Source organism: Thalassospira sp. MCCC 1A01428 (assembly GCF_002115825.1).
Lineage (GTDB): Bacteria > Pseudomonadota > Alphaproteobacteria > Rhodospirillales > Thalassospiraceae > Thalassospira.
This window is the reverse complement of the sequence record NZ_JFJZ01000025.1, coordinates 44,115-69,671: the sequence shown is the minus strand read 5'-3', so window position 1 is coordinate 69,671 and position 25,557 is coordinate 44,115. Positions and strand designations below refer to the sequence as shown.

Sequence of the window (25,557 nt, the reverse complement as noted above, 5' to 3'; positions counted from 1 at the left end):
TAATGAGTCCTGAGCCTAGTCACAGGAGAGCATTATTTGAGCGAATGCCGCGGCGGTTCTACCCTGCAAGTGGACCGATTCAGTGTATGGTATCGCCCTAAACGTGCGCCACGCCCCGACACTGGACTGCCAGTTTGCGTAGAGAGTTTGCTAAGCTCACCAGGATCATACTGCGGAATTAACTTTTGGATGAAGCCTTGTGCAAGCAAGGACTAAGCATTGACGGACAGCCTAAAGTGTAGCCTTAAGCGATCGTAATAGCCGGACTGCTGCATGGATGATCAAGTAGCGTTTTTAATTCCGGGTCCAGGTGCATCATGGTGACTGAAACCCCGGCCATATCTAATGATGTATAGTAGTGACCAATCAGTGTGACATGGGCCTTGACCCGGCGGGCCTTAAGCCTTTCCCGTAAACGACGGTTAAGAATATAAAGCTCCATATGAGGTGTGCTGCCAAGCGAATTGACCAGCAAAGCTACCTCATCCCCTTCAGCGGGGCGCATTTCATCAAGAAGACGGTCGGCAATCAAGTCAGCTGTTTCGTCGGCGGATGCAACATGTACACGCGCAATGCCGGGTTCGCCGTGAACACCAACCCCTATTTCCATATCATCGGGTCCGAGAACAAAACTCGGGCGCCGGGTATCCAGCGAGGCACCAGGCTCCAGGGCAACGCCCATTGTGTAACAGCGTTCGTTTGCACGCTGGGCAAGTGCCGCACATGTTTCGAGCGGCAACATACGATCACAGGCCGCGCCGGCGATTTTGAAAACAAACACATTGCCCGCCACACCACGGCGCGCGGCGCGGGCATCGACTGGCGCGGAGGCGACATCGTCTGTCGTGACCACTGTTTTGACGGGCACGCCCCGCGCTTTTGCCATTTCGGCGGCCATCTCGAAATTCATCAGATCGCCGGAAAAATTACCAAAGATGTGCAGGACACCAGCGCCGCCATTGGCCGCCAGCGTTGCGGCCAGGATGGGGTCGGGCGGCGGGGATGCAAACACATTGCCGATTGCGACAGCATCGGCCAGGCCGCGCCCGACATATCCCAGAAAGCCGGGTTCATGACCTGAACCACCCCCTATAACCAGGCCGACTTTGCCGTCTCTGGGCCCGTCAATTGCGCGCAGGGCCCGTGTTGTACCCGCAATGGGAGCAAGGCATTTTTCATGCGCCAGCAAGGCACCGGCGATGCTTTCATCAACCGCGTCTTTGGGGCGATTGAGGAATTTCTTGATCTGGGTTCGTTCGGGCAGGGCCGCTGTCGATGTTTCTGCTGCCCGCCGTCGCCCGCCTTCAACACCTTCGGATGTTAAAATGGCGCGTGCGGTGTCAAAATCAGTCACCATGACATTGACATAGCCGCCCCGTAACGCCGCCAGTATCGCCTGCACCTTGTCCATGCCGCCTGCAACACCAATCCGACTGCGGATCGCCAGAATCTGATCAAGGCCGATACCGATGACCCGTCCTGCCAGTGGTCCGTCAACAGGCTGTCCGGTGGCCGAAATCAGCCGTCCGGCAATGCTGCCCACGGCATCGTGGTAATGCTCGTGCATCGCGATGCCGTCAAAAAAACCGCTTGTATGAATGGTGCTTTCAGGGCGCAGCGACGAAATCCCCAAAACGATGCGGTTGGCCTCGGCAAGGACCTCCATCTGTTCGGAAAGGACGGCCTCGCGGACCAGAAGGTCCCGCATTTTCGGCGAGGATACAATTGCCGGGGCGGACAAAGGAATACAGCGCGCGCCAATTGCATCGGCAAGTCGCGTTGCACAGGCTTCGGGTGTCCAGGCGATTTTTGCCGTCGTGCCGCCGGTGGCCTGAATGACGCGCAAATCCTGAAGCGAGCGTATTTCAAGATGTTGTGTCATCGCCAGCATGGTGCGGCCCCATGTCACGGCGATTGTATCGCCCGAACGCGTGATGCGGGACAGAACCTGGGCTGCAGCAGCCCCCAGGCGGTTGACCAGCGGGCTGTCACTTCCGGTCGACGGAATGACAAAACAGTCATCAAGCCCGAAATGTTCTTGCAGGTCGCGCGCGATGCTCAGGGCACGAAAACGTTCGGGGTCAATTTCGATATTGACGATGCCCCGTACACGGGCATCGGCCAGATAGGCATTCACCGATGGCCGCGAAACCCCCATATGATCGGCGATTTCGCCCTGGGTCAGGCCTTCTTCATAATAGAGCCAGGCCGCCCACAGCAGCAGGTCGTCGCCGAATCGCAAGGGCGGGCGCACATTCGCGGAACTGTTTGAGGCGCGTTGCGGTTTCCGCGCGCTCATGAAATGTCCTTTGATGCAGCAAATTCAGCCCATGTTGCCAGGGCATCGATCAGGGCGGCAGCAGAAACCGCACCGGGGTCCAGATGCCCGATGCTACGGGGACCGAGACGCGCTGCACGCCCGCGGGCTGCCATCATGGCACGTGTTGCGGTGGCTCCTTCGTCGGCTTTCCGGGCGGCATGTTTAAGAATATCGAGTGTTCCCATACCCTGTTCCAGCCCGAGGCGAACAGCATGCGACGCCGGAGACCAGGCATCGATCATGGTTTTATCACCCGGTTTGCCGTGTCCTCTTTTTTCAATGCCTTCGCACATGGCAATAATGATTTCGGGCAGACGTTCAAACGGCACTTCCCTGACATCGCCAAACAGGGCGCCCACGCGCAAAAGGGCGCTGGCATAAAGCGGACCAGTTGTGGCCCCCACCGCATTTAAAAGCGCATTCGCCGCCAGCGAAAAACCTTCGCCCAGCGTTTGGCTGCCATCATCGGTTTCAACAAGAGATTTTGCTGCTGCTTCAAAGCCGCCGACCATTGCCACACCATGATCCGCATCGCCAATTTCACCATCAAGCATACCTAGGCGGGCGCGCTCGTCAAACATACGAGCGGCGAAGCTGCGAAATAAAGAAGCGAGGTCGTGGCGTGTAAATGTTTGCATGGTCGGCATTTATCGCATGCCCGTCCTGTTGGGAGCAAGTCTTTGTCACAAAGACGAAGGGCCCCGCCTGCAAACAGGAAGGGCCCTTTGCATCAAGCCGATGTCAGACGCCGCGAGATCGCGGCGGCCAGTTCATTCAGGATCAAACAGCACGATGTCGCGCCCGCATCCAGAACCCCGCGGGATCGTTCACCCAGACGCGCCGCACGACCGAGTTTTGCTACCATATCAACCGTACTGTCGCGGCCTTTTTCGGCGGCCGCGCTCATGGCGGACAAGGCGGGTACAATGCCCTGGTTTTTGCTCGCCTCAAAGGCCTCCACAGCGGGGACGAAACAGTCAATCAGGGTTTTGTCGCCGATTTTTGCCCCCCCGGTAGAACGTGCCCCCTGAAGACCGGCATTGAGCATGGCCGAAATTCCGTCTGCATCAATGGCAGTGCGGTCTTCAATCGACAAAGACATGTTGCGGAAGACAAACCCGTAAAGGGGGCCCATTGACCCGCCAATCTCGGACATCAACACATCTGACAGTTTTTCGAATGCGTCAGAAAGCGGGAGATTTTTTCCCGCAATCTGGTCAGCGGCACGGCCAAAGCCCTTTGCCATGTTGATGCCGTGATCGCCATCACCGATCAGTCCATCGATGTCGGAAAGATGGGTTTTATTGGCAACAATGACGGCGGCCAGTTCCTCGACAATGCCTGATGCGGTGGTCAGATCAAGCTTTTCCGACCTTACCGCTTCGGGGGCGCGTAATACGGAAAGATTGCTGCGTTGTGCCGCCTGCCCCTGACGCCGACGGGTGCCAATTTTGCCAATCGGCGCGGTGATATCGCCAGGCAGGGTCATCCCAGGGGAGGCGCAACTGACGTCAAGCAGGGATTTCAGCTCATTGGTTAGCGCCATGACTGTAAGGGTGGCCCCGACCATTTCAAGCGAGGTGAAATAATTGCCGACAAAGGCGCGATGCACTTGCAACCCGGCCTTTTCGAGGCCAACTTCAATGCGGTCATAAAGCACATAAAGTTCATTTACCGGCGTGGCACCGAGACCGGACACCAGAACGGCAACCTCGGTGCCCTCGGGCAGATTATGATCGTCAAGCACGATCTTGACCATATCGTCGGCCACGGCATCGGCGGATTTAAGCGGTTCAACACGCGCCCCGGGTTCCCCGTGATGCCCAATGCCGACTTCCATTGTCCCGGCTTCGATCTGGAAATTCGGATGTCCCAGCGCGGGCAGGGTGCAGGGGCCCAGTCCGACGCCGACGGAACGGCAGGCATCAATGGCCGTTTGTGCGGCGTTCTTGACTTCAGCCAGTGATCCACCAAGGGCGGCCTTGGCGCCACCGATTTTCCACATAAAAATCTCGCCGGCGACACCCCGGCGTTTTTCGCGTTCATCAACCGGGGCCGAGCAAACATCGTCGTTTGCAACCACGGTGGCAACATCGATGCCTTCGGGTGCGACCATTTCGCCGGCCATGCGAACATTCATATTGTCGCCCGCATAATTGCCGTACAAAACTGCAACACCAGCACCGCCATCTGCCGCACGAATGGCATCTGCGAAACTTTTTGCCGTTGGCGAGGAAAACAGTTCGCCGATGGCGACGGCATCAACCATGTTTTGGCCAACATAACCAACAAAGGCAGGTTCATGCCCGGACCCGCCGCCCGTTACGATGCCGACTTTCCCCTCTTGCGGGGCAAAGCGCGACACGACAACCCGGGGGTTTTCGGGGTCTTTGCGGACCAGGTCACGATGGGCTTTGACAAAGCCCGCGACGGTTTCGTCGACGATATCGTCGGGATCGTTGATGAATCGCTGCATGGCCAACGTGTTCCCTTTCAAATCATTCTGATCGTTCATTATTTTACAGTATATCCGCCATCTACGAGCAGATCGGCACCGTTAATCATTGCCGCGCCATCCGAGGCCAGAAAGACTGCGGAAGCGGCAATTTCTTCGGGTTCGGCAAAGCGGCCAGAGGGAATTTGCGCCTTCATCGCATCGCCCTTGGGGCCATCCCATGCCTTGCGGCCAAGCTCGGTGAGAACCACGGTCGGTGAAATGCAGTTTACGGTAATGCCGTGCTTGCCCCATTCGAGTGCAAGGGTCTTGGTCACACCGACAATGGCAAATTTGGAGGCGCAATAGGCAACATGGCCCTCAATCGCAACAGAGCCCGCCTGAGACGCCAGATTGATAATGCGTCCACCGCGGCCGGCCTTGATCATGATGTTGCCAACCGCCTGTGCGATCAGAAAACTTCCTGTAAGGTTTACATCAAGTGTGCGTTGCCATGCTGTTTGCGATAATTCCTCGGCCGGGGCCAAATCGACAATTCCGGCAGAATTTACAAGAATATCGATGCTTCCAAAGCTGTCATTCACAGCATTGACGGCATCATTGATGCTGGTGGCATCAGTAACATTGCAGGCAAATGCCATGGCACCGTTTCCCAGCGCCTCGGCTTTCTTTGTGGCTGCCTCGACATTCATGTCCAGCAGGGCCACGCGCGCGCCCTGGGCAGCGTAGGCTTCTGCGATGGCCGCGCCAATACCGGATGCGGCACCTGTAACAATAGCAGTCTTGCCTGCCAGCGAAAAATCCAGAGGTTCAGCCATAACCGGTCCTTTTCTTCAAACGGGATAACGCCTATTACGTCCTGCATCGCCCGGGCGTGATGTGCGCCCGGGCGCAGAATTCAAATCAGTGTCATTTGCGCTTGGCGAGCAGCGCATCAACATTTTGGAGCGTTACCGGGGTCCAGGGCACGTTGTATTCAGACTTTTTACCGTCTTCCCAGGTCATCTCGGGATACTGCTTCCAGATTTCTGACATGGGTTTATAGTCGGGTTTGACTGCTTTGATCGCAACGTCGATCGCCCCTTGGGCCTGGGCCGCACCATCTTGCAGGATGGAATCCATATTTCCTTCCTTGACGGCGTGAAGGGCATCGGTCACCCCGTCGACACCGGCAATGGCAAAGTCTTTGACATTCAGGCCGGCGGATTTAATTGCCTCAATTGCGCCAAGCGCCATTTCGTCATTCTGGGCGATCACACCTTTGATCTCCGAACCATGCGAGGTAATCCAGTTTTCCATCAGGCTTTGTGCTTCCGCACGGGACCAGTTGGCCGTCTGTTGTTCAAGAACGCTGACATCGGGGCATTCAGCCAAGGCCTTTTTGTTGCCTTCGCCACGCTGGATCTGGGCGGACTGACCAATCGGCCCTTCGAGAACCACGACACTGCCCTTGCAGTCCATTTTGTCCAAAACGGATTTTGCTTCCATATAGCCAGCCTGAACATCGTCGGAACCGACATAGGCGGTAAGAAGTTTGCTGTTGACCATCGTGTTCGATCCAACGACCGGGATACCTGCTTCGTGGGCAAGTTCAACGGCGGTTGCACCGGCATCAATGTCGATCGGAACAAAAACAATGGCGTCGTAACCCTGGGTGATCATGGTTTCAAACTGGTCTTGCTGGACAAGTGCGTCGTAGCGCCCGTCAAACACCGTCAAATCGACAAGACCGGATTTTACCGCCGGATGGTTTTCGGCCGCATCCGCCCAAAGCTGCATGAATTCGGCATTCAGCCCGTAAACGGCAGCGCCAATTTTGATCGCCCCATCCTTTGCGCTGGCAGCGGTGGATGCTGCGGCCAATGACAGGCCGATTACAAGGGCACTGACAGTTGTGGTAAGTTTGCGAAATGTCATGTTGGTTCCTCCCTGAATGACATTCTTTTCGGAAAGATGCCTCCGGCTGATTGAAACAGTTTTTGTCGGAAGCGATTTGGATGAGAGCGGTTATCAGCTCTCGGTTCGGCGCGAGCGGTCCAGCATCACCGCAGCGACGATAAGTCCGCCTTTGATAACCTGCTGGTAGTAGGATTCGACGCCGAGCAGATCGAGGCCATTATTCATCACGCCGATCAGAAGGGCCCCGATTACGGTGCCGCTGACCCGACCAACGCCACCGGCCAGGCTGGTTCCGCCAATTACCACGGCGGCAATTGCGTCCAGTTCATAGGCAACGCCGGCCTGGGGCAAGGCAGAACCTGTGCGTGCGGCCAATACCATTCCGGCGATGCCCGCCAGGGCACCCGAAATCAGGTAAACGCAAAACCGGATACGGTTGACCGAAAGCCCCGAGACCTTGGCTGCATGGGGGTTACCGCCAACGGCATAGATGTGCCGGCCAAAGCGGGTTCGGGTCAGGACGAAATGAGAAACGATAAAGACCAGGGCGAACAGAATGATCGGTATCGGAATGCCGATAATATCGCCCGTTCCCATCCAGCGGTAGCCATCGGTCAGGGCCGGAATTGGGCGCCCACCGGCATAAATCAGCGTAAGACCGCGTGCCGCTGATAACATGCCCAGTGTTGCGACAAATGCCGGTACGGCATAGCGTGCAACGGCGATACCCGATAAAGCCCCCATTGCAACACCGGTCAGCACGCCGATGACCAGCGGAATTAACGGCATGTAAGGTGCACCGGGAATAAAGCCCGAAGCCGATGTCGTCGCAAAACTGGCCGAAACAACACCTGCCAGCGCAACGACGGAACCGACCGAAAGGTCAATGCCGCGTGTGAGAATGACAAAGGTCATCCCGATTGCCAAAATCCCGTTGATCGAGGTTTGGCGTAAGACGTTGATGATATTTCGCGAGCTTAGAAAATTGTCGCTGACAATGGACAAAACAATACAAAGCACCACAAGCGCAATCAGAATACCGTATCGTTGTGCCTGGGATCCGAGGCGATCCGACAACGTGTATTTTTGCGCCACACCTGCCGGTGCGTTGCCCTTGATTTGCGGTTCCAAGATATTTCTCCCTTTCGTACATCGGGGCTGTTGGCATTTTCAATGCCTTGACGGGGGCGCAACGCCCCTACGCAGCCAGATGCAGTAATTTTTCAGCCGACATTTCGGCCCGATCAACTTCGCCGGCGACGCGGCCATCGCGCATAACGATGACCCGGTCAGCCATGCCCAAAACCTCGTCGGTTTCGGATGAAATCATGATGATGCTGCCGCCTTTACTGGCGAAATCAGACATGACCCGGTAAATTTCGCGTTTTGCGCCAACATCGACACCGCGTGTCGGTTCGTCCAGCAACAGGATCGTCGGGTCCGTCAAAAACCATTTGCCCAGAACCACTTTTTGCTGATTGCCACCTGAAAGGTTCGATACGCCCAGCCGGTCTGACGCGGTTTTGATTTTCAGCTTGTCGATCATGCCGCTCGCCGCCGCTGCCTCGGCACGACTGTTCATCATGCCGGAGGGCGACATTTTATCGACTGTCGCCAGGCACAGATTTTCCCGCACATCGCCGCTTAAAACCAGCCCCGAGCCCTTGCGGTCTTCGGTCACATAAGCCAGACCCGCTGCGATGGCGGCTTTGGGATCATCAATTTTGATGGGCTTGCCTTCAATCATGATGTTACCGGCCGTTTCATCGGATAAACCAAAAAGGCGGTCAAATATTTCGGAACGTCCCGATCCCATTAACCCATAAAGGGCAAGAATTTCACCCTTGCGGAGCGTGAAATTGACGTCGCGTACATTGCGATCGGCACGAAGGTCCGTAACACGCAGAACATCATGGTCCTGGGCGCGGTTTTCCTTGATGAATTCTTCAACCAGGGGACGGCCGACAATAAGGTTGATCAGGCGGTCCTTATCAATATCCTCAAGCGTACCGGCTTCGACAAAGCTGCCATCGCGAAGGACGGTATAGCTGTCGCAGATCGTAAAAATTTCAGACAGTCGATGGCTGACATAAATCACGCCCTTCTGGTGCGATTTAAGGGTTTCGATTGCTGCAAAAAGCTGGTCGGCTTCCGCTTCGCCCAGGGCCGAGGTTGGCTCATCCATAATGATGACTTCGGCATTGTAACTCAGGGCCTTGGCGATCTCGACAAGCTGGGTTTGCGCTACCGTCAGATCCATCATGAGGGTATCGGCACGAATGCCAAAATTGAAGCCATCCAGCAATTCCTGCGCTTGCGCATTCATGGCCTTGAAATCAATACATCCCAGAAAACCGGTTGGCTCGCGGCCCAGATAGATGTTTTCAGCCACCGACATCGACGGAACAGGGCTGAGTTCCTGTTCAATAATCGAAATTCCGTTTGCCAATGCGACGGAAGGGTCATCAAAAACCACTTCTTTGCCATTGCGCTTAAGAACGCCGGCATCCCGCAGATGGATGCCCATCAGAATTTTGAGGAAAGTGGATTTCCCGGCACCATTCCCGCCACAAAGCGCGTGAACGGACCCCGCCTTCAGCGAGAAACGCCCGTCCTTAAGCGCGGGAACGCCATTAAACGCTTTTTGGAAGCCCGTGGCTTCGAGCAAAAGCTGACCCATATTTTCCTCCCACCTTGGACTCTCGTTTTTGTGAGTCCTAATTGGCCTGACATTTGTTAGTTCGTGTCTGACAAATGAAATTTCCCAGAGTCTCTGACTTTTGTCAAGGCAAAGGTGTCAAAAATAAAAACATGAATTTTAATGAATTAATTCAGTATACTAAGTGGGTTATGGAGGTTCCGGATATTGTGTTTTCTACTGTTACGTGAACTTATTTGCGGATGATAAATTTCAAAAATCGAATTTTCCCGGGCTGAATAAACAAGGAAATTTTGGTGAAGACGAATGGATTTAACCAAGCACAGACCTTTGTGAGTCTGTGTTGGGCAGAGGAGCATGTGTCTGTTTCGGAGTTTTGCCGGAAGCACCAGGCAGGTTTGGTCGATCAATCCCGTGACCAATTTATCCGGGAGGATGTCGTCAATTCCGGCGGTTGAATGTTTTGGGCGACTTTCTTCGGGAAAAGCTGCGTGGGTTCGGTATCGCACCCCGGTAATACGAATGTTATCGCCCGGTAGTAGAACCAATAATCCGAAGCCCGGACATAAATGTCCGATGTAATAAAGTTTGGGGTTCATCTCCATCTTGCGATGGATTGATTTTTCGCCGCGTGGGCAATTTCCTGACCAATAACCGATGTTTATCAATAGCGGATTCAAACATCGCGTAATGCGAGGAAGCGGTTTCTTTAATTGGCGTGTTGTGCCCGTCCCCGTTTTTTAGCGCGGAGGTGAAATTGACCGTGCGGTTTCGACGATATGCGGGACAATTTCGGCTTCCGCCTTTTCACGTGTCCAGCGGATAACAGGAAGTGAGCAGTGGATTGCCGCAACGGGTGTTCCGTCAAGCGTACAAACCGGGGCGGCGATATTGATTTCGTCGGGCAGCACTTCGCGTTCGCTCATGCAATAACCTTTGTCGCGAGACGTCATTATGCTTTCAAGGATTTTCCCGCGATCCAGTGTGGTCCAGGGTGTGTACTGTTTCAGCGGCCACTCGTTAACGCATTTGGTGATTGTTTCCTCGTCACGACGGCTGAGGATAACGCGGCCGGATGAGGCGGTTAGGGCGGGAACCCGCCGACCAATAACCGATGCCCCGTAACTGGTGCGATAACCGGGAATGCGCACCACATACATAATGTGTTGATCAATCGGGCGGGCCATGTTGATGGTTTGCTGGAGCTGTCGGCTAAGCTCAATCAGACGCGGCATGGCAAGCTGTACAAGATTATCCGACCATAAATAGGCATAGGCCATGTCGAGATATTTAAGCGACGGCCGATAGCGGCGGGTTTCGGCATTTTTTTCCAGATAACCCAATTGATGCAACGTATTCACAAAACGCTGTGCTGCACTTTTGTCCAGGGCTGTTTCGCGTGCAATTTCGGAAAGGCCAAGCTCCAGCCTGTCTTCCGAAAAGACCTCGAGAATGCGCAATCCTTTTTCCAGTGACGACACATAAAGCGTGTTTTGGCGCGGTTTTTCGCGATCTGTCATGTTGAACTTCCCCCAATGCTTGCCGTTTTACATGCCGAGGATGCTTGACACATAACGCAAGGCTTCTTATCGTTGATTGGTATACAGTAATCTGTATTACAATATAATACAAAATGTTTCGGCGAACAACGCCGTCACCAAAAAACATATATGTCATGGAGGCATCATGAAGACGGTTCTTAAGGGGGCGAGTCTTTTCGCCCTAACGATGCTGGCCGCCTCGGGTTCTGCCCTTGCCGGTAAAGCAGACGACACGCTTAACATTTCGTTCACCAAAGAACTTGAAAACGTCGACGGTTACTTCAATTCATCCCGCGAAGGGGTGATCATGCAGCGTACCGTGTGGGACAGCCTGTTGTATCGCGATCCGGAAACGGGCGAATACAAGGGCAACCTTGCAACAGACTGGAAATGGGTTGATGACGTCACCCTTGATCTGGACCTGCGCAAGGGGGTGAAGTTCCATAACGGGGCTGATTTTACGGCTGATGACGTTGTTTACACCGTAAACTGGGTTGTTGACCCGGCGCATGGGGTGAAAACCCAGCGAAACGTCAACTGGATGAAAAGTACGGAAAAGCTGGATGATTACAAGGTTCGCCTGCACCTGAAGGCACCGTTCCCGGCTGCATTTGAATATCTTTCCGGCCCGGTTCCGATTTACCCGCACGAATATTATGCCAAGGTTGGTCCCAGCGGCATGGGCCAGAACCCGGTTGGCACCGGCCCCTACAAGGTTGTGTCGGTAGAACCGGGCAAGCATTTCGTGCTGGAAAAATTTGATGGCTACTTTAAGGACAGCCCCAAGGGGCAGCCGAAAATCGGCCATCTTGATATTCGCACCATCCCTGATATCAATACCGAAGCTGCCGAACTGTTTAGCGGCGGCCTGGACTGGATCTGGCAGGTTCCGGCCGATCAGGCTGAAAAACTTAAAGAAATGGACCAGTTCACCGTTGCCAATGAAAGCACGATGCGCATTGGCTATATCGACATGGATGCTGCCGGCCGCACCGGCGAGAAAAACCCGATGACCGATGTACGGGTGCGTCGTGCGGTTGCCCATGCTATTGACCGCCAGGCCATTGTTGATGGGTTGCTTAAAGGGAAATCCAAGGTTGTTGACGCCGCCTGTTTCCCCACCCAGTTTGGCTGCACCGACGATGTCACCAAATACGATTATGATCCCGAGAAGGCCAAGGAACTTCTGGCCGAGGCCGGATATCCCGATGGTTTCACCATCGATTTTTATGCCTATCGGGATCGCGAATATGCCGAAGCCCTTGCGAATTACCTTAATGCGGTTGGTATCAAAACCAATTTCAAACTTTTGCAATATTCGGCATTGCGTGAATTGCGCATGAAGCAAGGTACGCCGATGTCTTTCCAGACGTGGGGGTCCTATTCGATCAATGATGCATCGGCAATTGTTAGCCAGTTCTTCAAACTCGGGTCGCTTGATACCGCCCGTGACGAAGAAATCAAGAAATGGCTGGACGTAGCCGATAGCTCCATCGACCCTGAAAAGCGTAAGGAATATTACGCCAAGGCCTTCAAGAAGATTGCCGATCAGGCTTATTGGGTGCCCTTGTTCTCCTATAACGCCAACTACGTCTTCACCAAGGATCTGGATTACACGCCAACCACGGACGCTATTCCGCGGTTCTTCCAGATGAGCTGGAAATAAACTTCCGGTAACCAGAAACGGGGTACGGACGGTGTTGATTTACACACTCAAAAGGCTGGGGTTGGCCATATTGGTTGCCCTTGCCGTCTCGATGCTAAGTTTTACCTTGCTGCATCTTTCGGGGGATCCGGCTTCGGCAATTGCCGGAGAGTCCGCTACCGATGCAGACATTGCGGCCATTCGCGCCTTTTACGGGTTCGACCGGCCATTGATCGTGCAATATGCTGACTGGCTTTTTAGTGCGCTTCGGGGTGATTTTGGTGAAAGTTATTACTTTCAACTGCCTGTTGCCCAACTGATTGGCGACCGGTTATCGATCACGATGACACTTGGCATTTGTGGCATTACCTTTGCCATTCTGACGGCTGTGCCTTTGGGGGTTGCCGCCGCCGTCCGTCCCAACAGCATGATTGACCGGGTTGCTCTGTTTATTTCGGTCATGGGGCAGGCCATGCCCAGTTTCTGGTTTGGCCTGGTTCTGGTGGTGATTTTTAGCATCAAGTTTCGGCTGCTGCCGCCTTCGGGCACAGATGGCTGGCAGAATTTCGTCATGCCAACCGTGGTGCTGGGCTATTACGCGATGCCCGCTATTATGCGCCTGACACGCGCCGGAATGCTCGATGTTTTAAGTGCGGATTACGTGCGTACGGCACGGGCCAAAGGGGCAAGTGAAATGCGGGTTATGTTCAAACACGCGCTTCGCAATGCCATCATCCCGGTGGTTAGCCTGTCGGCTGTACAGATGGGGTTCATGCTGGGTGGATCAATTGTGGTTGAATCGATCTTTGCCCTGCACGGGGCGGGGTATCTGGCCTGGGAATCTATCGGGCGTAACGATTTGCCGACCGTGCAGGCCCTGATTCTGATTTTCGCGCTGTTCTATATCGTTTTTACCTTCCTTTCCGATTTGTTGAATGCGTGGCTTGACCCGCGCATGAGGGTGGGCTGACATGGCAAAAACAATTGAAACCGTCGAGGCTGCCCTTAGTGGCCCAACACCGGGGCAGGTCCTGCGCGGGCGCATTTTCGGCCATCGCGGGTTGATGTTCGGGGGCGTGGTTTTGGCGGCAATTTGCATTGTGGCCCTGCTGGCACCTGTTCTTGCCCCGCATGATCCATATAGCCAAAACCTGCTGGCGCGGATGCAACCGCCTGTCTGGTTTGACAAAGGCACGTGGGATCACCCGCTAGGTACCGATCATCTGGGCCGTGATTATTTGTCGCGTTTGATTTATGGCGCCCGTATTTCACTGTTGATTGGCGGCGTTGCAGCCCTGATTTCCGGCCTGATTGGCACCCTGATGGGGGTTGCAGCAGGTTATTTCGGTGGCAAGGTCGATACCGTGGTGACCTTTATCATCAATGTGCGCCTTGCGATGCCGGTGGTTCTGGTGGCCTTGGCTGTGGTTGCCGTTTTCGGCGGATCGCTTCAGGTCGTCATTCTGGTGCTGGGGCTTTTGTTGTGGGACCGGTTTGCGGTGGTGATGCGGTCTTCGACCCAGCAATTGCGGTCTATGGAATATGTCAATGCGGCACGTGCAATTGGTTGTTCGACCTCACGCATCGTCTTTAGCGAAATTATGCCCAACATCGTTAACAGCCTGATTGTGGTTGTTACGCTGGAAATGGCGCACGCGATCCTGCTTGAAGCCGCCCTTTCCTTTTTGGGGCTGGGTGTGCAGCCACCAACCCCGTCTTGGGGTTTGATGGTGGCCGAGGGCAAAAAGATGCTGCTGTTTGAACCGTGGCTTATCGCCATTCCAGGTGTGGCGCTGTTTGTTCTGGTGTTGGTGATTAATCTGCTGGGCGATGGCCTGCGCGATGTCTCCGCTCCGGAAAACCGCAATTAAGGAAAGGAGAGAAGCAATGGATAATATTCTCTCTGTACGCGATCTCAGGGTTGATATTCCGCTGGCTGGTGGAACACTTCATGCCGTTCGGGGCCTGAATTTTGATCTCGCCCGTGGGGAAACCCTGTGTATCGTTGGGGAATCTGGCAGTGGTAAATCGCTAACGTCGCTTGCGATTATGGGGCTTTTGCCCAAGATGGCCCAGCGCCGGGCCGACAAGCTTGAATTTTCCGGTATTGATTTGTCATCGGCAAAAAACCGGCAGATGCGCAGTTTGCGCGGCGATCGGATTTCGATGATTTTTCAGGAACCGATGACGTCGCTTAACCCTGCTTATACCATAGGCGATCAGTTGACCGAAGCATTGTTGCTTCACCGCAAGGTGGGGCGGAAGGCAGCCGAGGCGCGCGCGATTGAATTGCTGGAAAAAGTTGGCATTACGGCAGCGGCCAGCCGGCTGGAACAATACCCCCATCAATTATCCGGCGGGTTGCGCCAGCGCGTGATGATTGCAATGGCGTTAATGGCCGAACCCGACCTGATCATTGCGGATGAACCCACAACCGCCCTTGACGTGACGATCCAGGCGCAAATTTTGCGATTGCTGGTCGATTTGCAGCGCGAAATGAACATGGCGATGATTTTGATCACCCATGATCTGGGCGTTGTTGCCCGCGTTGCCGACAAAGTGGCCATTATGTATGCGGGCGAGGTGATTGAATCGGGCAGTTCAAAGGACGTGTTTACCGCGCCACAGCACCCTTATACCCGTGGCTTGTTACGTTGTATTCCGGTGCCGGGCAAAACCAAACCTGGTGAACATTTGGGGTCAATTCCCGGTATTGTCCCTTCGCTGATTGGCAAGACACAGGGCTGTGCCTTTCGCGGGCGGTGCGATGTTGCGATTGATGCCTGCGCGCATGACATTCCCGAACGTGCCAGTGTTGAAGGTCACCTTTACCGGTGTGTGCATGACAACAGTCAAACGCAATTTTCGGCGTCTGGCGAGATCAACACCACCAGCCAAAGCGAGGGCCGCCTATGACCTCCTCTCATGAAACAGCTGTTCTTGAACTGAAAAACGTTTCAAAGATTTTCTCGATCAGGCAGGGCATGTTTGGCAAACGCAAGCCGTTAAAGGCGGTTAACGAAGTTGATTTGCGTTTGAACAAAGGTGAAGTTCTTGGCCTGGTTGGGGAATCCGGCTGCGGAAAAAGCACGATTGCGCGTATTCTTCTTGGTCTTGAGAAACCGACCCACGGTCAGGTACTGGTTGATGGACAAGATATCGGCACACAGGATCGTTCGTATCTGGCGCGCCGTATTCAGCCGATTTTTCAGGACCCGTATTCTTCGCTGAACCCGCGCAAAAGTATTGCCGATATCATCTCCCTGCCATTGCGGGTGCATAAAATTGGCAATGCCCGTGAATGGGACAAAAAAACGACCGATATCCTTGATTTTGTTGGTTTGCCCAAGCGCGTTTTACGCAGTTTCCCCAATCAGCTTTCCGGGGGGCAACGCCAGCGTGTCGCCATTGCGCGTGCCCTGATCATGAAACCCGAGATCGTCATTTGTGACGAGCCGACATCCGCGCTTGATGTGTCGGTACAGTCGCAAATTCTTAATCTTCTGGTTGATTTACGGAATGAACTTGGCCTGACTTATTTGTTTATCAGCCATAACCTTGCGGTAATCGAACATCTCGCGACCCGGGTTGCGGTGATGTATCTTGGCCGGGTGGTCGAGGAATCTGCGGCGGCCCCGTTATTTGCCGAACCGCGCCATCCCTATAGTTCTGCCTTGCTGGAATCAGTGCTGACACCCGACCCGTTTTTGGGGGTTCCCGAAAATCATTTGGGCGCAGTTTATCCTAACCCGATTGACCCGCCCGGCGGGTGCCATTTTCACCCGCGCTGCGCGAAAGCAATGGATATTTGTTCGACAACGGCACCGCCCTGTTTACGTGAAGAGCTTCGCCGTGTGGAATGTCACCTTTATGCCGAAAGTTAGGGGCGAGACTATCGTTTCCTTATGATCTGGCCCAACAAGAAGCATAGATAATGGACAGTTTTTCCAATTCTCAAATCATTCGCAAGCCCGCAACCAGAAGTGCCAATGGCGGGATCGTTGCGGCCCAGCACAAACGAGGTGCAGAAGCCGGTGCCGCGATCCTTGCCGAGGGCGGCGACGCGGTTGATGCGGCTGTTGCCACATCCTTTGCCATGGGGGTTCTTGAACCCTGGATGAGCGGCCCTGCCGGCGGGGGCGCGATGATGGTTTACCGCGCCGACGAAGACCGCGCCTATACGGTATATTTTGGCATGCGGTCGCCCGCAGGGCTTAACCCGGCCGATTATCCTTTGTCGGGGCAGGGCAAGGCGGGCGATTTGTTTCCATGGTCGCATGTGGTTGACGATCGTAATCAGGTTGGTGCAACCGCTATCGCAGTGCCAGGTACGGTGGCGGGTATGGAAGCCGCCCACGGTAAATTTGGCAAGCTGGCCTGGCGTGACCTGCTAGGCCCGGCGGTTAAGTTTGCCGATGAAGGTCTACATGTGGATTGGTATGCTGCCCTGATTATTGCTTCGAGCACCCGTGAGTTGGCAAAAAATCCGGCCGCTGCAAAGACCTATCTTGAAGATGGTCAATGGCCGACCATTGCAGGGTGGACTGCCCTTTCGGACAAACGCATTGATATGTCGGCGATGGCAGGAACGCTGCGTCGCCTGGCGGAAAAGGGCCCGCGCGAATTTTATGAAGGGGACCTTGCCCACGAAATGGCTGCCGATGTGCAGGACGCTGGCGGGTGCCTGAGCGCGCAGGATTTGCGTGATTATCGTGCTGAAATTCAGTCTCCGCTGGACGTTAGTTATCGTGGCGGCAGGGTGTTTGCACCTGCGCATTTAACCGCTGGCGAGAACCTGGCCGAATGCCTTGAAATTTTGGGCCAGCAAACCTTTAGCGGGGATCGACCCGGTGCGCAGGCCTATCTTGCCTATGTCGACGCGTTGCGCAAAACATATCATCGTCGCCTGCGTGAAATGGGGGATATTAACGACGACCGCGCCCCGACCTGTACCACCCATTTCAGTGTGGTCGATCGTCATGGCAATATGGTTGCGGTTACCCAAACTTTGTTGTCAATTTTTGGCTCCAAGGTTGTGTTGCCGCAAAGCGGGCTTTTGATGAATAACGGCATTTTGTGGTTTGATCCGGAAAAGGACAAACCCAACTCACTGGCCCCGTCGAAACGCTGCCTGATGAATGTTTGCCCGGCCCTGGGCGAGATGAATGGCCGACGCTTTGCCATTGGGGCATCGGGCGGGCGCAAGATTTTACCCGCAATCTTGCAACTGACATCCTTTATGACCGACTTTGGCATGACGCTGGAAGAGGCGATACATCAGCAACGTATCGACAGCAGTGGCGGCGATACTGTTATTGCCGACCAAAGCCTGCCTGATGAAATTCTTACGCAATTACAGCAGCATTACCCAACCGTAACTACGCGACGCACGATGTTTCCTTATGCCTTTGCCTGCCCTGCCGGGGTTGAGCGGGCCGGGAATGTGAATTACGGCGCGACCGAAATCATGTCGCCATGGGGCGATGCGGTGGCGGAAAAGCATAAATAAGAAAAGGAAACAGTGAATATGACCACCCGTGAACAGGCAATTGAGCGTATTACCCGATATTTTGACGATGGAGGTTTTCTTCGCGAGCTGACGGCACTTGTGGAAATTCCCAGCGAAAGCCAGAACCCGGCGCGTGCGGACCAATTGCAACGTTATCTGGACGAGAAAATGATACCGATGCTACGCGGAATGGAATTTTCCACCCGTGTGATCGAAAATCCAAAAACCGGGTTTGGCCCTTTTTTGTTTGCACAACGTCACGAAGGCGACGATTTGCCTACCATCCTTACATATGGCCATGGCGATGTGATTTTGGGACAGGAAGGTGAATGGCGTGAAGGTTTAAACCCGTTTAAAATCACGGTGGAAGATGACCGTATTTACGGGCGCGGAACAGCCGATAACAAAGGGCAGCATTGCATTAATCTTGCTGCCTTGCGGGCTGTTATTGAGGAACGCGGAAGGCTTGGTTTTAACTGCAAAGTGATCATTGAAACCGGCGAGGAAACAGGGTCGCCGGGGTTGGCGGAACTGTTTGAACAAAACAGGGACCTGTTTGCCGCCGATGTTTTGATTGCGTCAGACGGGCCGCGCCTGAGTGCGGATCGCCCGACTATGTTTATGGGATCACGCGGGGCGATCAATTTTGCCCTGTCGCTGAGATATCGCGAGGGTGGTCACCATTCGGGTAACTGGGGGGGCTTGCTCAAGGACCCGGGTATGGTTCTGTCCCATGCGCTGGCAACAATCACGGATGTGCGCGGGCAAATCCAGATTCCCGAATGGCGGCCCGATAGCCTGACCGACCCCGTGCGCAAGGCGTTAAAAGATTGTGCCATTACCGAAAACCCCACCGGCCCCAAAATTGATCCCGACTGGGGGGAAGAAAGCCTTAGCCTTGCTGAGAAGGTTTTTGGCTGGAACAGCTTTGCCATTCTGGCGATGAAAAGTGGCGACCCGGAAAAACCGGTAAATGCGATCGCCCCGTGGTCGATTGCCCATTGCCAGTTGCGGTATGTTGTCGGCACCAACCCTGATGATATTTTACCTGCGTTGCGCCGTCATCTCGATCAGCACGGTTTCACCGACATCGAAATTGTACCGGCCGAGAAGGGCTTTTTCAAAGCAACCCGTCTGGATCCCGACCATCCCTGGGTGTCATGGACGCGGGAATCGATTATGCGTACAACGGGAAAATCGCCGGCAATTCTGCCCAATCTGGGCGGGTCGCTTCCCAATGAAACATTTGCCTATATTTTGGGGATGCCCACGGTATGGATCCCGCATTCCTATGCCGCATGTTCGCAGCATGCCCCAAATGAACATATTTTAAAGGGGCTTAGCCGCGAAGCCTTGCAGATCATGGCGGGTGTGTTCTGGGATATTGGTGAAACTGCGACTGTGCCTGAATAATTGTTCTGTGCTGCTGCTAGAACAGACCTGTGTCAGGTGTGTTTTATGTGGGACCGGTAACGTGAAAGCCCCGTTGACCAAAACCGGTCAGCGGGGTTTTTGTTTGTTATGTAATGAAAACAATCAAGCGATGGTTAGAAACGGCACCGCAGACTGCCACGATCAACCATTTGACCATCGTCAAGGTGTCAGATCCTTATCCGATAAATGATTTCACAGTACCGTTTTGGCGACAGAACGGTTTCGAAATTTCAATCGGAGTGAGGATCCGTTCACATGTCGGAACGTCTGACAAAATCCGCCGCGCGAAATATTTTCTACGGCGGCACGATCTTCTTCCTGGTCATCTTTCTCGGGCTGACTTTCCAAAGTCACAATTACATCGTCACCACCTCCACCAACGAGGATGAACTGACGCCGTCTGTTGTGGCAGGCAAGCATATCTGGGAACGTCATGCCTGCATTAATTGCCATACCCTTTTGGGCGAGGGGGCTTACTTCGCCCCGGAACTTGGCAATGTCTGGGTGCGGTATGGCGGCAAGGAAGACCCGGAAGGCGCGCGTGATTCGTTAAAAGCCTGGATGCAATCTCAGCCCAGCGGCGTCGAAGGCCGCCGCCAGATGCCACAATTCAATCTGTCAGATCAGGAGCTGGATGAACTTGTCGATTTTTTGAAATGGACAAGTGAAATCAACACCCAGGGCTGGCCGCCAAACGAGGCGGGATAACGTGATGCTGATGGAAACGAGGCCACAATGAAATATCAATCCCAAAAGGTAGCACTATATTACATATATGGTGCCCTGACATTGTTCGCAGCCCAAATTCTGTTCGGTGTTGTTGCGGGCACAGTTTATGTTTTTCCAAACTTCTTATCGGAACTTTTGCCGTTTAACGTTATCCGCATGATTCATACCAACGCACTGATCGTGTGGTTGTTGATGGGATATTTTGGCGCGGCATATTATTTGTTGCCCGAAGAATGCGAAACGGAAATTCACAGCCCCAGGTTGGCGATCATTCAGTTCTGGCTGTTCATGGCGGCGGCTTTGGCGGCGGTTGTTTGTTATATTCTGGGCATTCACGAAGGCCGGGAATTTCTTGAACAACCCTTGCCGATCAAGGTTGCGATTGTCGTTGTCGCCCTGATCTTTCTGTACAATTCAACGCTTACTTTGCTTAAAGGCCGTAAAACCGCGATTTCAAATGTTCTGATTGTCGGGTTGTGGTTTGTTGCCTTGCTGTTTTTGTTTGCTTTTTACAATCCGGGTAACCTTGCCGTCGATAAAATGTACTGGTGGTATGTTGTCCATCTGTGGGTCGAAGGTGTTTGGGAACTGATCATGGCCTCTATCCTGGCCTTCCTGATGATCAAGATGACCGGGGTTGACCGCGAAGTGATCGAAAAATGGCTGTATGTCATGGTGTCGCTTAGTCTGTTTACCGGCATCCTTGGGACCGGCCACCATTATTTGTGGATCGGCACACCGGGTTATTGGCAATGGATTGGCAATGTGTTTTCCACATTGGAAATTGTGCCGTTTTTCGCCATGGTCGTGTTCTGTTTTTACATGGTGTGGAAAGGGGGCCGCGAACATCCCAACAAGGCGGCCTTGTTGTGGGCGCTGGGGTGTTCCGTTATGGCATTTTTCGGGGCCGGGGTGTGGGGGTTCATGCACACCATTTCCTCGATCAATTATTACAGCCACGGCACCCAGATTACGGCTGCACACGGGCATCTGGCCTTTTACGGGGCCTATGTGATGCTTAATCTGGCGATCTTCACTTATGCCTTGCCGTATTTGCGGGGGCGCGCGCCCTATAACCAGCAACTTAACATGTGGGGCTTCTGGATTACGACCAGCGGCATGGCTTTCATGACCTTTACTTTGACCTTCGCCGGGATTGTGCAGGTTCATCTTCAGCGTGTTCTGGGCATGGCCTATATGGAAGTGCAAGACCAGATTCAGTTGTTCTACTGGATGCGACTTGGGGCCGGGGTGGTGGTTTTGTTAGGTGTCAGCCTGATCATATGGTCGCTGGTGGTGGCACCGCGCCAACGGTTGGCAAATGCTACAGGTCGCCAATCTGGAATGTGACTAAAGTCAAGGCAACGTGTCGTCGTCCATGCTCCCCTTGGTCATAGACACGTCGCGGATAAGGGCCGGTTCACGTGTGGACCGGTCGTTATCTTTTGATCTTCCTGTTTTGCCGGGTACATGCAAATGTCTGTTATCTATAAAGAAAGCCCTGTTGTGGATGATGTTCCGTTTTATCATGCAACGGGCAACGAAGAACGCCTGTTTGAAACCGCTTTTGCCCAACAACTTCCCTTGTTGCTTAAAGGGCCGACCGGCTGTGGCAAAACCCGCTTTGTCAGCCACATGGCCGCCCGGCTGGGCGTGCCACTTTATACTGTGTCCTGCCACGACGATTTAACTGCTGCCGATTTGACCGGGCGGTTTTTAATCAAAGGTGGGGAAACGGTTTGGGCCGATGGACCCTTGACCCGTGCGGTGAGAACTGGTGGCATTTGTTACCTCGATGAAGTGGTTGAGGCGCGCAAGGATGTCACCGTGGTGTTGCACCCGTTAACCGATGACCGGCGTATTTTGCCGCTTGATCGTACCGGTGAAGTTTTGCAGGCTCCGCCCGGCTTTATGCTGGTGGTGTCATATAACCCCGGTTATCAGAACCTGTTAAAACAGCTTAAGCCCTCTACCCGGCAGCGTTTTTTGGCGATGGAATTTGATTTTCCCGATCCCGAAAGCGAAACAGTCGTCATCATGTGTGAAACCGGCATTGACCGCGATCGTGCGGCAATACTGGTGCGTATCGCAGGCAATATTCGCAAACTTTCGGGTATTGATCTGGAAGAAGCCGCTTCCACCCGTTTACTGGTTTATTGTGCAACCCTGTTGATGGCGGGGGTCGATTTTGACAATGCTGTGGCCGCAGCGATTATCGAGCCACTGTCAGATGATGCTGACATCAAGGCCGGGCTGCGCGAAGCCATTGCCATTATCCGTGGTTAGGCCAGGAGGCTTAAATGGCTTTTGATTTTCTGGAATTTGAAGAACAAATCGGGATGCTGTGGCACCGGCTGGCTTCGCACAATCAGGAAAGTTATGTTGACCATAAATCCTGTGCGGTTGCCTTTGCCGACGTACGGGGATATTTGCCAGTCATATTTCGCGCCCTTGGCGGGGACCCGGCCCTTGAATTTGCCCAGATCGACAAGCGGGTATCCGGGCACCGTTTAGGTTGGCGCCAAAAGATTGGTTTGGTTGATGAACAAATCGCCGTGGCAGAAATGACGGAAATGGCGGTTAAACTGCCACCAGCACTGTCGCTGTTTCCGTCGCGTGCGCTAAACCGTGATCTTTATATATGGTTGATGGCATGGTTTGCGGCCTCGGCACGGCAAGCTGTAATAACGGCGCCATCCGCCAGTCCTTTTGATGTCGATATCGCCCGGTTGCGCCGGGCTTATCGCACCGATGTTACGCTATGCCGGTTGTTTCCCGGCATTATGGCAATGCGCAGGCGGTTGTATGATGCCTTTGTCGATTTACGGCCACAGCGTGTGTTGCCCAAAGGGGAACAGCAGGTTGAAACCTGCGTTTTGGCAATTTTACAGCGCAACCTGAGGGGGCAACAGCCCGATTTATGGCAGTTGATTATCCGGCACCCGTCAGATTCTGCAATGCCCGAATTGTTACCAAAAGCAGATGTGCGGCAGCCAGGGCGATATGCGCCGTTTTTGCCGGTACCCTTGTGGGGAGAGGTCTATTTTACCGGTACAACGATGCGAAAGCATGGCGATGAGGACGATGCGGAGGCGGAATCCGCCGATGGGGACCGGGATCGGAAAAAAAATGCGCGACGACGCAAAAATGATCAGGCAGGGCGGGACGACCCGCTGGCGTTAAACCGGTTTGAAAAAATTCTGTCGATTGCTGAAATGGTTAATGTTAACCGCCCGATGGACGATGAAGATGCCGAGGACGCCAAAAAGGCCGCTGACGAGCTTGAGGAAATGGAAATTTCCGACTGCAAGCGCAAGGCGGCAACCAAACTGCGGTTTGATCTGGATTTACCGCCTGCCGGGGCCGATGACGGACGCATAACCGGCCAATGGGTTTACCCCGAATGGGATTACCGCCAACAGGCGTACCGTCCTGATTATTGCAAAGTTATCGTGCAGGCTGCCAGTGATGCACAAGATGACGCCAGCATGTGGCACCCCGATGAGACCGAACAACGGCAAATTGGTCGCGTGCGCCGCCAGTTCGAAGCCTTTCGACCCCGTAACGAGGTTTTGCGCGGGCAACTTGAAGGGGCGGAACTTGATTTGGAAGCCCTGGTGCGGGCGCGATGTGATCAAAGTGCGACGGGCGAGTTAAACAGCCGTGTTTATCTGGATCATGTGCGTCGGGCGCGTGATCTGTCAGTTGCGGTTTTAATTGATGTATCCCTGTCGACCGATGCCTGGGTCAAGGATCATCGGGTGCTGGACGTTGAAAAACAGGCATTGTCGGTTCTGGCGAGCGGGCTGGATGTGTGTGGTGATGAATTTGGTATTTTCAGTTTTACCTCGCGCCGCCGCGACTGGGTGCGGATCAATGCTATTAAGGAATTTGCCGAAGATTGGTCGCCTTTGTGCCAAAAGCGCATTCAGGCATTGCGGCCAGGCTATTATACCCGGTTGGGGGCGGCTATTCGCCATACCGGAAAATTGCTGGCCGACCGCCCGCATCAAAACCGTCTGATGCTGGTGATTACCGATGGCAAACCCAACGATGTTGACCACTATGAAGGCCGTTATGGCATTGAAGACAGCCGCCGGGCGGTTCGGGAATGTCGCCGTAACGGGCTGGCTTTGTTCGGGGTTACGGTGGATCGCAAGGCACAGGATTATTTCCCCTATATTTTTGGCGCAGCGGGCCATGCCATTGTCGGCACGCTTGAAAATTTGCCAGCGGCCCTGCCACGCATCTACAGGCAGCTTGTGCAATGATGGGTGATAAAAATACCGCTGATTGCCCGGTTTGTGATGATGCCGCCGGGATAGCATCGCCCGAAGGAAACGAAGATACAAGCGGGTGGGGCGGGCTGGAATTTTTACCCGGTCATCCGTTGATGTGGGTACTGATTTTATCCGAACTTGTGGTGTTTGGGGCGTTCTTGCTGGTTTTTTCCGCAGTGCGGATTATGGACCCCGCCAGGTTTGCAGCCGACCAGTTGCATTTAAGTCCGTTAGCCGGGGGGATCAATACCATTATTTTGCTCAGCAGCGGTTTATCTGCGGTTTTTGCCATGCGTGCGATGGAACGGAAAAGAATTCTGTCCTGTCGAATATGGCTGGGCGGCACGGCGTTGCTTGGGCTGGTTTTTTTGGTTGTTAAGCTGGTTGAATATGGCGCGAAAATTAATGCTGGCATCACCATCGATACCAGCACGTTTTTCACCCTTTATTTTCTGATCACGGGCTTTCACGCCCTGCATGTGGTGATGGGACTGGGCATTTTATGTGTGGTTGGCATGTGGCCCAGCCGGGTCAATATCGAAACAGGCACGGCGTTCTGGCATATGGTCGATCTGATTTGGGTGCTGGTTTTTCCGGTAATTTATCTGGTGCGATGATGGAACATAAAGCCGTTTCTGCGCGAACTGCAACAATGGTTTGGGCTGTTGCCAGCGGGGCAACGATCCTTGCTTTGACCGCAACATTGGAACATCTACCGGGCGGGGCATTTTTGTCCCGGTTTTTGCCTGTTGCTGTTGTTATGGCAGTCGCGAGTTGCAAGGCATGGCTGATTTTGCGGTTTTATCTGGGGTTGCGAAATGCTCAGGGCAGTTGGACCGGGTTATTTGCCGCATTTTTGAGTGTGATTGTTGCGGGTGTTCTTGCGGCCCAGGCGGCGATCATAATGATCAGCCGGTGATGCTATCTGATCACAACAGGAAAGCGGTCTTTTGGCGGCAATAGGCCCCTGTGCCTATAGATAGTTGAAAATTAGTGCAATGAGCAGATGTCTCTCCTGGCCCGAAGCAAGCAACTTCCGGGGAAGACGTGCTCTAAATGACGAGATAAATTGCGGTTGCGCATTGT

General features: G+C 53.9%; 21 protein-coding genes. 13 read left to right on the top strand and 8 right to left on the bottom strand.

Going from position 1 to position 25,557, the window contains the following annotated elements:
* Positions 1–244: 244 nt before the first annotated feature.
* The 8 genes from THS27_RS17375 to THS27_RS17340 form a co-directional block, all read right to left on the bottom strand.
* Positions 245–2,299, bottom strand: a complete 2,055-nt coding sequence (locus tag THS27_RS17375) for a bifunctional sugar-binding transcriptional regulator/dihydroxyacetone kinase subunit DhaK (protein WP_085593135.1) — start codon at positions 2,297–2,299, stop codon at positions 245–247.
* Entirely contained in the window at positions 2,296–2,967 is a 672-nt protein-coding gene (dhaL, locus tag THS27_RS17370; RefSeq protein ID WP_085593133.1) for a dihydroxyacetone kinase subunit DhaL, read from the bottom strand. The genes THS27_RS17375 and dhaL (THS27_RS17370) overlap by 4 nt, the downstream gene beginning before the upstream one ends.
* A gap of 83 nt (positions 2,968–3,050) precedes the next feature.
* A complete protein-coding gene (gene dhaL / locus THS27_RS17365; RefSeq protein ID WP_085593144.1) occupies positions 3,051–4,796 on the bottom strand; it encodes a dihydroxyacetone kinase subunit DhaL in 1,746 nt (581 codons plus the stop codon).
* 38 nt (positions 4,797–4,834) lie between these two features.
* Positions 4,835–5,593, bottom strand: a complete 759-nt coding sequence (locus THS27_RS17360) for a GolD/DthD family dehydrogenase (RefSeq protein WP_085593131.1) — start codon at positions 5,591–5,593, stop codon at positions 4,835–4,837.
* A 91-nt stretch (positions 5,594–5,684) separates the two neighbouring features.
* Positions 5,685–6,692 carry a substrate-binding domain-containing protein gene (locus tag THS27_RS17355; protein WP_085593129.1) on the bottom strand — a complete coding sequence of 336 codons (1,008 nt, stop codon included), beginning with the start codon at positions 6,690–6,692 and terminating at the stop codon, positions 5,685–5,687.
* A gap of 93 nt (positions 6,693–6,785) precedes the next feature.
* Positions 6,786–7,805: an ABC transporter permease gene (locus THS27_RS17350; protein ID WP_246833006.1), complete on the bottom strand. Its 1,020-nt coding sequence runs from the start codon at positions 7,803–7,805 to the stop codon at positions 6,786–6,788.
* A 67-nt stretch (positions 7,806–7,872) separates the two neighbouring features.
* Positions 7,873–9,354: a sugar ABC transporter ATP-binding protein gene (locus THS27_RS17345; RefSeq protein ID WP_085593127.1), complete on the bottom strand. Its 1,482-nt coding sequence runs from the start codon at positions 9,352–9,354 to the stop codon at positions 7,873–7,875.
* 719 nt (positions 9,355–10,073) lie between these two features.
* Positions 10,074–10,853, bottom strand: a complete 780-nt coding sequence (locus THS27_RS17340) for an IclR family transcriptional regulator (protein WP_085593125.1) — start codon at positions 10,851–10,853, stop codon at positions 10,074–10,076.
* Positions 10,854–11,019: 166 nt separating this feature from the next.
* On the opposite strand from THS27_RS17340, the gene THS27_RS17335 reads away from it, so the two are divergent.
* The 13 genes from THS27_RS17335 (at position 11,020) to THS27_RS17275 (ending at position 25,390) form a co-directional block, all read left to right on the top strand.
* Positions 11,020–12,540, top strand: coding sequence for an ABC transporter substrate-binding protein (locus THS27_RS17335; RefSeq protein WP_085593123.1), 1,521 nt, complete (start codon positions 11,020–11,022; stop codon positions 12,538–12,540).
* Between the two features lie 31 nt (positions 12,541–12,571).
* On the top strand, positions 12,572–13,489 hold the full coding sequence (locus THS27_RS17330; protein ID WP_085593121.1) for an ABC transporter permease: 918 nt from the start codon (positions 12,572–12,574) through the stop codon (positions 13,487–13,489).
* A gap of 1 nt (position 13,490) precedes the next feature.
* On the top strand, positions 13,491–14,390 hold the full coding sequence (locus THS27_RS17325; protein ID WP_085593120.1) for an ABC transporter permease: 900 nt from the start codon (positions 13,491–13,493) through the stop codon (positions 14,388–14,390).
* A gap of 16 nt (positions 14,391–14,406) precedes the next feature.
* Positions 14,407–15,435 carry an ABC transporter ATP-binding protein gene (locus THS27_RS17320; protein ID WP_085593118.1) on the top strand — a complete coding sequence of 343 codons (1,029 nt, stop codon included), beginning with the start codon at positions 14,407–14,409 and terminating at the stop codon, positions 15,433–15,435.
* A complete protein-coding gene (locus tag THS27_RS17315; protein WP_085593116.1) occupies positions 15,432–16,403 on the top strand; it encodes an ABC transporter ATP-binding protein in 972 nt (323 codons plus the stop codon). The genes THS27_RS17320 and THS27_RS17315 overlap by 4 nt, the downstream gene beginning before the upstream one ends.
* A 50-nt stretch (positions 16,404–16,453) precedes the next feature.
* Positions 16,454–18,028, top strand: a complete 1,575-nt coding sequence (locus THS27_RS17310) for a gamma-glutamyltransferase family protein (protein ID WP_085593115.1) — start codon at positions 16,454–16,456, stop codon at positions 18,026–18,028.
* Positions 18,029–18,046: 18 nt separating this feature from the next.
* On the top strand, positions 18,047–19,441 hold the full coding sequence (locus tag THS27_RS17305) for a M20 family metallopeptidase (protein WP_085593113.1): 1,395 nt from the start codon (positions 18,047–18,049) through the stop codon (positions 19,439–19,441).
* Positions 19,442–19,717: 276 nt separating this feature from the next.
* Positions 19,718–20,170 carry a cytochrome c gene (locus THS27_RS17300; RefSeq protein ID WP_085593111.1) on the top strand — a complete coding sequence of 151 codons (453 nt, stop codon included), beginning with the start codon at positions 19,718–19,720 and terminating at the stop codon, positions 20,168–20,170.
* A gap of 27 nt (positions 20,171–20,197) precedes the next feature.
* Positions 20,198–21,541, top strand: a complete 1,344-nt coding sequence (locus THS27_RS17295) for a cbb3-type cytochrome c oxidase subunit I (RefSeq protein ID WP_085593109.1) — start codon at positions 20,198–20,200, stop codon at positions 21,539–21,541.
* 126 nt (positions 21,542–21,667) lie between these two features.
* Positions 21,668–22,477, top strand: a complete 810-nt coding sequence (locus tag THS27_RS17290) for a CbbQ/NirQ/NorQ/GpvN family protein (RefSeq protein ID WP_085593107.1) — start codon at positions 21,668–21,670, stop codon at positions 22,475–22,477.
* 14 nt (positions 22,478–22,491) lie between these two features.
* Positions 22,492–24,462, top strand: coding sequence for a nitric oxide reductase activation protein NorD (locus THS27_RS17285; RefSeq protein ID WP_085593105.1), 1,971 nt, complete (start codon positions 22,492–22,494; stop codon positions 24,460–24,462).
* On the top strand, positions 24,459–25,088 hold the full coding sequence (locus THS27_RS17280; protein WP_246833005.1) for a cytochrome c oxidase subunit 3 family protein: 630 nt from the start codon (positions 24,459–24,461) through the stop codon (positions 25,086–25,088). The genes THS27_RS17285 and THS27_RS17280 overlap by 4 nt, the downstream gene beginning before the upstream one ends.
* Positions 25,085–25,390: a cytochrome C oxidase subunit IV family protein gene (locus THS27_RS17275; RefSeq protein WP_139835626.1), complete on the top strand. Its 306-nt coding sequence runs from the start codon at positions 25,085–25,087 to the stop codon at positions 25,388–25,390. The genes THS27_RS17280 and THS27_RS17275 overlap by 4 nt, the downstream gene beginning before the upstream one ends.
* Positions 25,391–25,557 lie beyond the last annotated feature (167 nt).

What these genes read in the sequence shown, in the direction of transcription:
- THS27_RS17375 (WP_085593135.1), bottom strand. Translation starts at nt 2,299, where the DNA reads ATGAGCGCGCGGAAACCGCAACGCGCCTCAAACAGTTCCGCGAATGTG.
- dhaL (WP_085593133.1), bottom strand. Translation starts at nt 2,967, where the DNA reads ATGCCGACCATGCAAACATTTACACGCCACGACCTCGCTTCTTTATTT.
- dhaL (WP_085593144.1), bottom strand. Translation starts at nt 4,796, where the DNA reads ATGCAGCGATTCATCAACGATCCCGACGATATCGTCGACGAAACCGTC.
- THS27_RS17360 (WP_085593131.1), bottom strand. Translation starts at nt 5,593, where the DNA reads ATGGCTGAACCTCTGGATTTTTCGCTGGCAGGCAAGACTGCTATTGTT.
- THS27_RS17355 (WP_085593129.1), bottom strand. Translation starts at nt 6,692, where the DNA reads ATGACATTTCGCAAACTTACCACAACTGTCAGTGCCCTTGTAATCGGC.
- THS27_RS17345 (WP_085593127.1), bottom strand. Translation starts at nt 9,354, where the DNA reads ATGGGTCAGCTTTTGCTCGAAGCCACGGGCTTCCAAAAAGCGTTTAAT.
- THS27_RS17340 (WP_085593125.1), bottom strand. Translation starts at nt 10,853, where the DNA reads ATGACAGATCGCGAAAAACCGCGCCAAAACACGCTTTATGTGTCGTCA.
- THS27_RS17335 (WP_085593123.1), top strand. Translation starts at nt 11,020, where the DNA reads ATGAAGACGGTTCTTAAGGGGGCGAGTCTTTTCGCCCTAACGATGCTG.
- THS27_RS17325 (WP_085593120.1), top strand. Translation starts at nt 13,491, where the DNA reads ATGGCAAAAACAATTGAAACCGTCGAGGCTGCCCTTAGTGGCCCAACA.
- THS27_RS17320 (WP_085593118.1), top strand. Translation starts at nt 14,407, where the DNA reads ATGGATAATATTCTCTCTGTACGCGATCTCAGGGTTGATATTCCGCTG.
- THS27_RS17315 (WP_085593116.1), top strand. Translation starts at nt 15,432, where the DNA reads ATGACCTCCTCTCATGAAACAGCTGTTCTTGAACTGAAAAACGTTTCA.
- THS27_RS17310 (WP_085593115.1), top strand. Translation starts at nt 16,454, where the DNA reads ATGGACAGTTTTTCCAATTCTCAAATCATTCGCAAGCCCGCAACCAGA.
- THS27_RS17305 (WP_085593113.1), top strand. Translation starts at nt 18,047, where the DNA reads ATGACCACCCGTGAACAGGCAATTGAGCGTATTACCCGATATTTTGAC.
- THS27_RS17300 (WP_085593111.1), top strand. Translation starts at nt 19,718, where the DNA reads ATGTCGGAACGTCTGACAAAATCCGCCGCGCGAAATATTTTCTACGGC.
- THS27_RS17295 (WP_085593109.1), top strand. Translation starts at nt 20,198, where the DNA reads ATGAAATATCAATCCCAAAAGGTAGCACTATATTACATATATGGTGCC.
- THS27_RS17290 (WP_085593107.1), top strand. Translation starts at nt 21,668, where the DNA reads ATGTCTGTTATCTATAAAGAAAGCCCTGTTGTGGATGATGTTCCGTTT.
- THS27_RS17285 (WP_085593105.1), top strand. Translation starts at nt 22,492, where the DNA reads ATGGCTTTTGATTTTCTGGAATTTGAAGAACAAATCGGGATGCTGTGG.
- THS27_RS17280 (WP_246833005.1), top strand. Translation starts at nt 24,459, where the DNA reads ATGATGGGTGATAAAAATACCGCTGATTGCCCGGTTTGTGATGATGCC.
- THS27_RS17275 (WP_139835626.1), top strand. Translation starts at nt 25,085, where the DNA reads ATGATGGAACATAAAGCCGTTTCTGCGCGAACTGCAACAATGGTTTGG.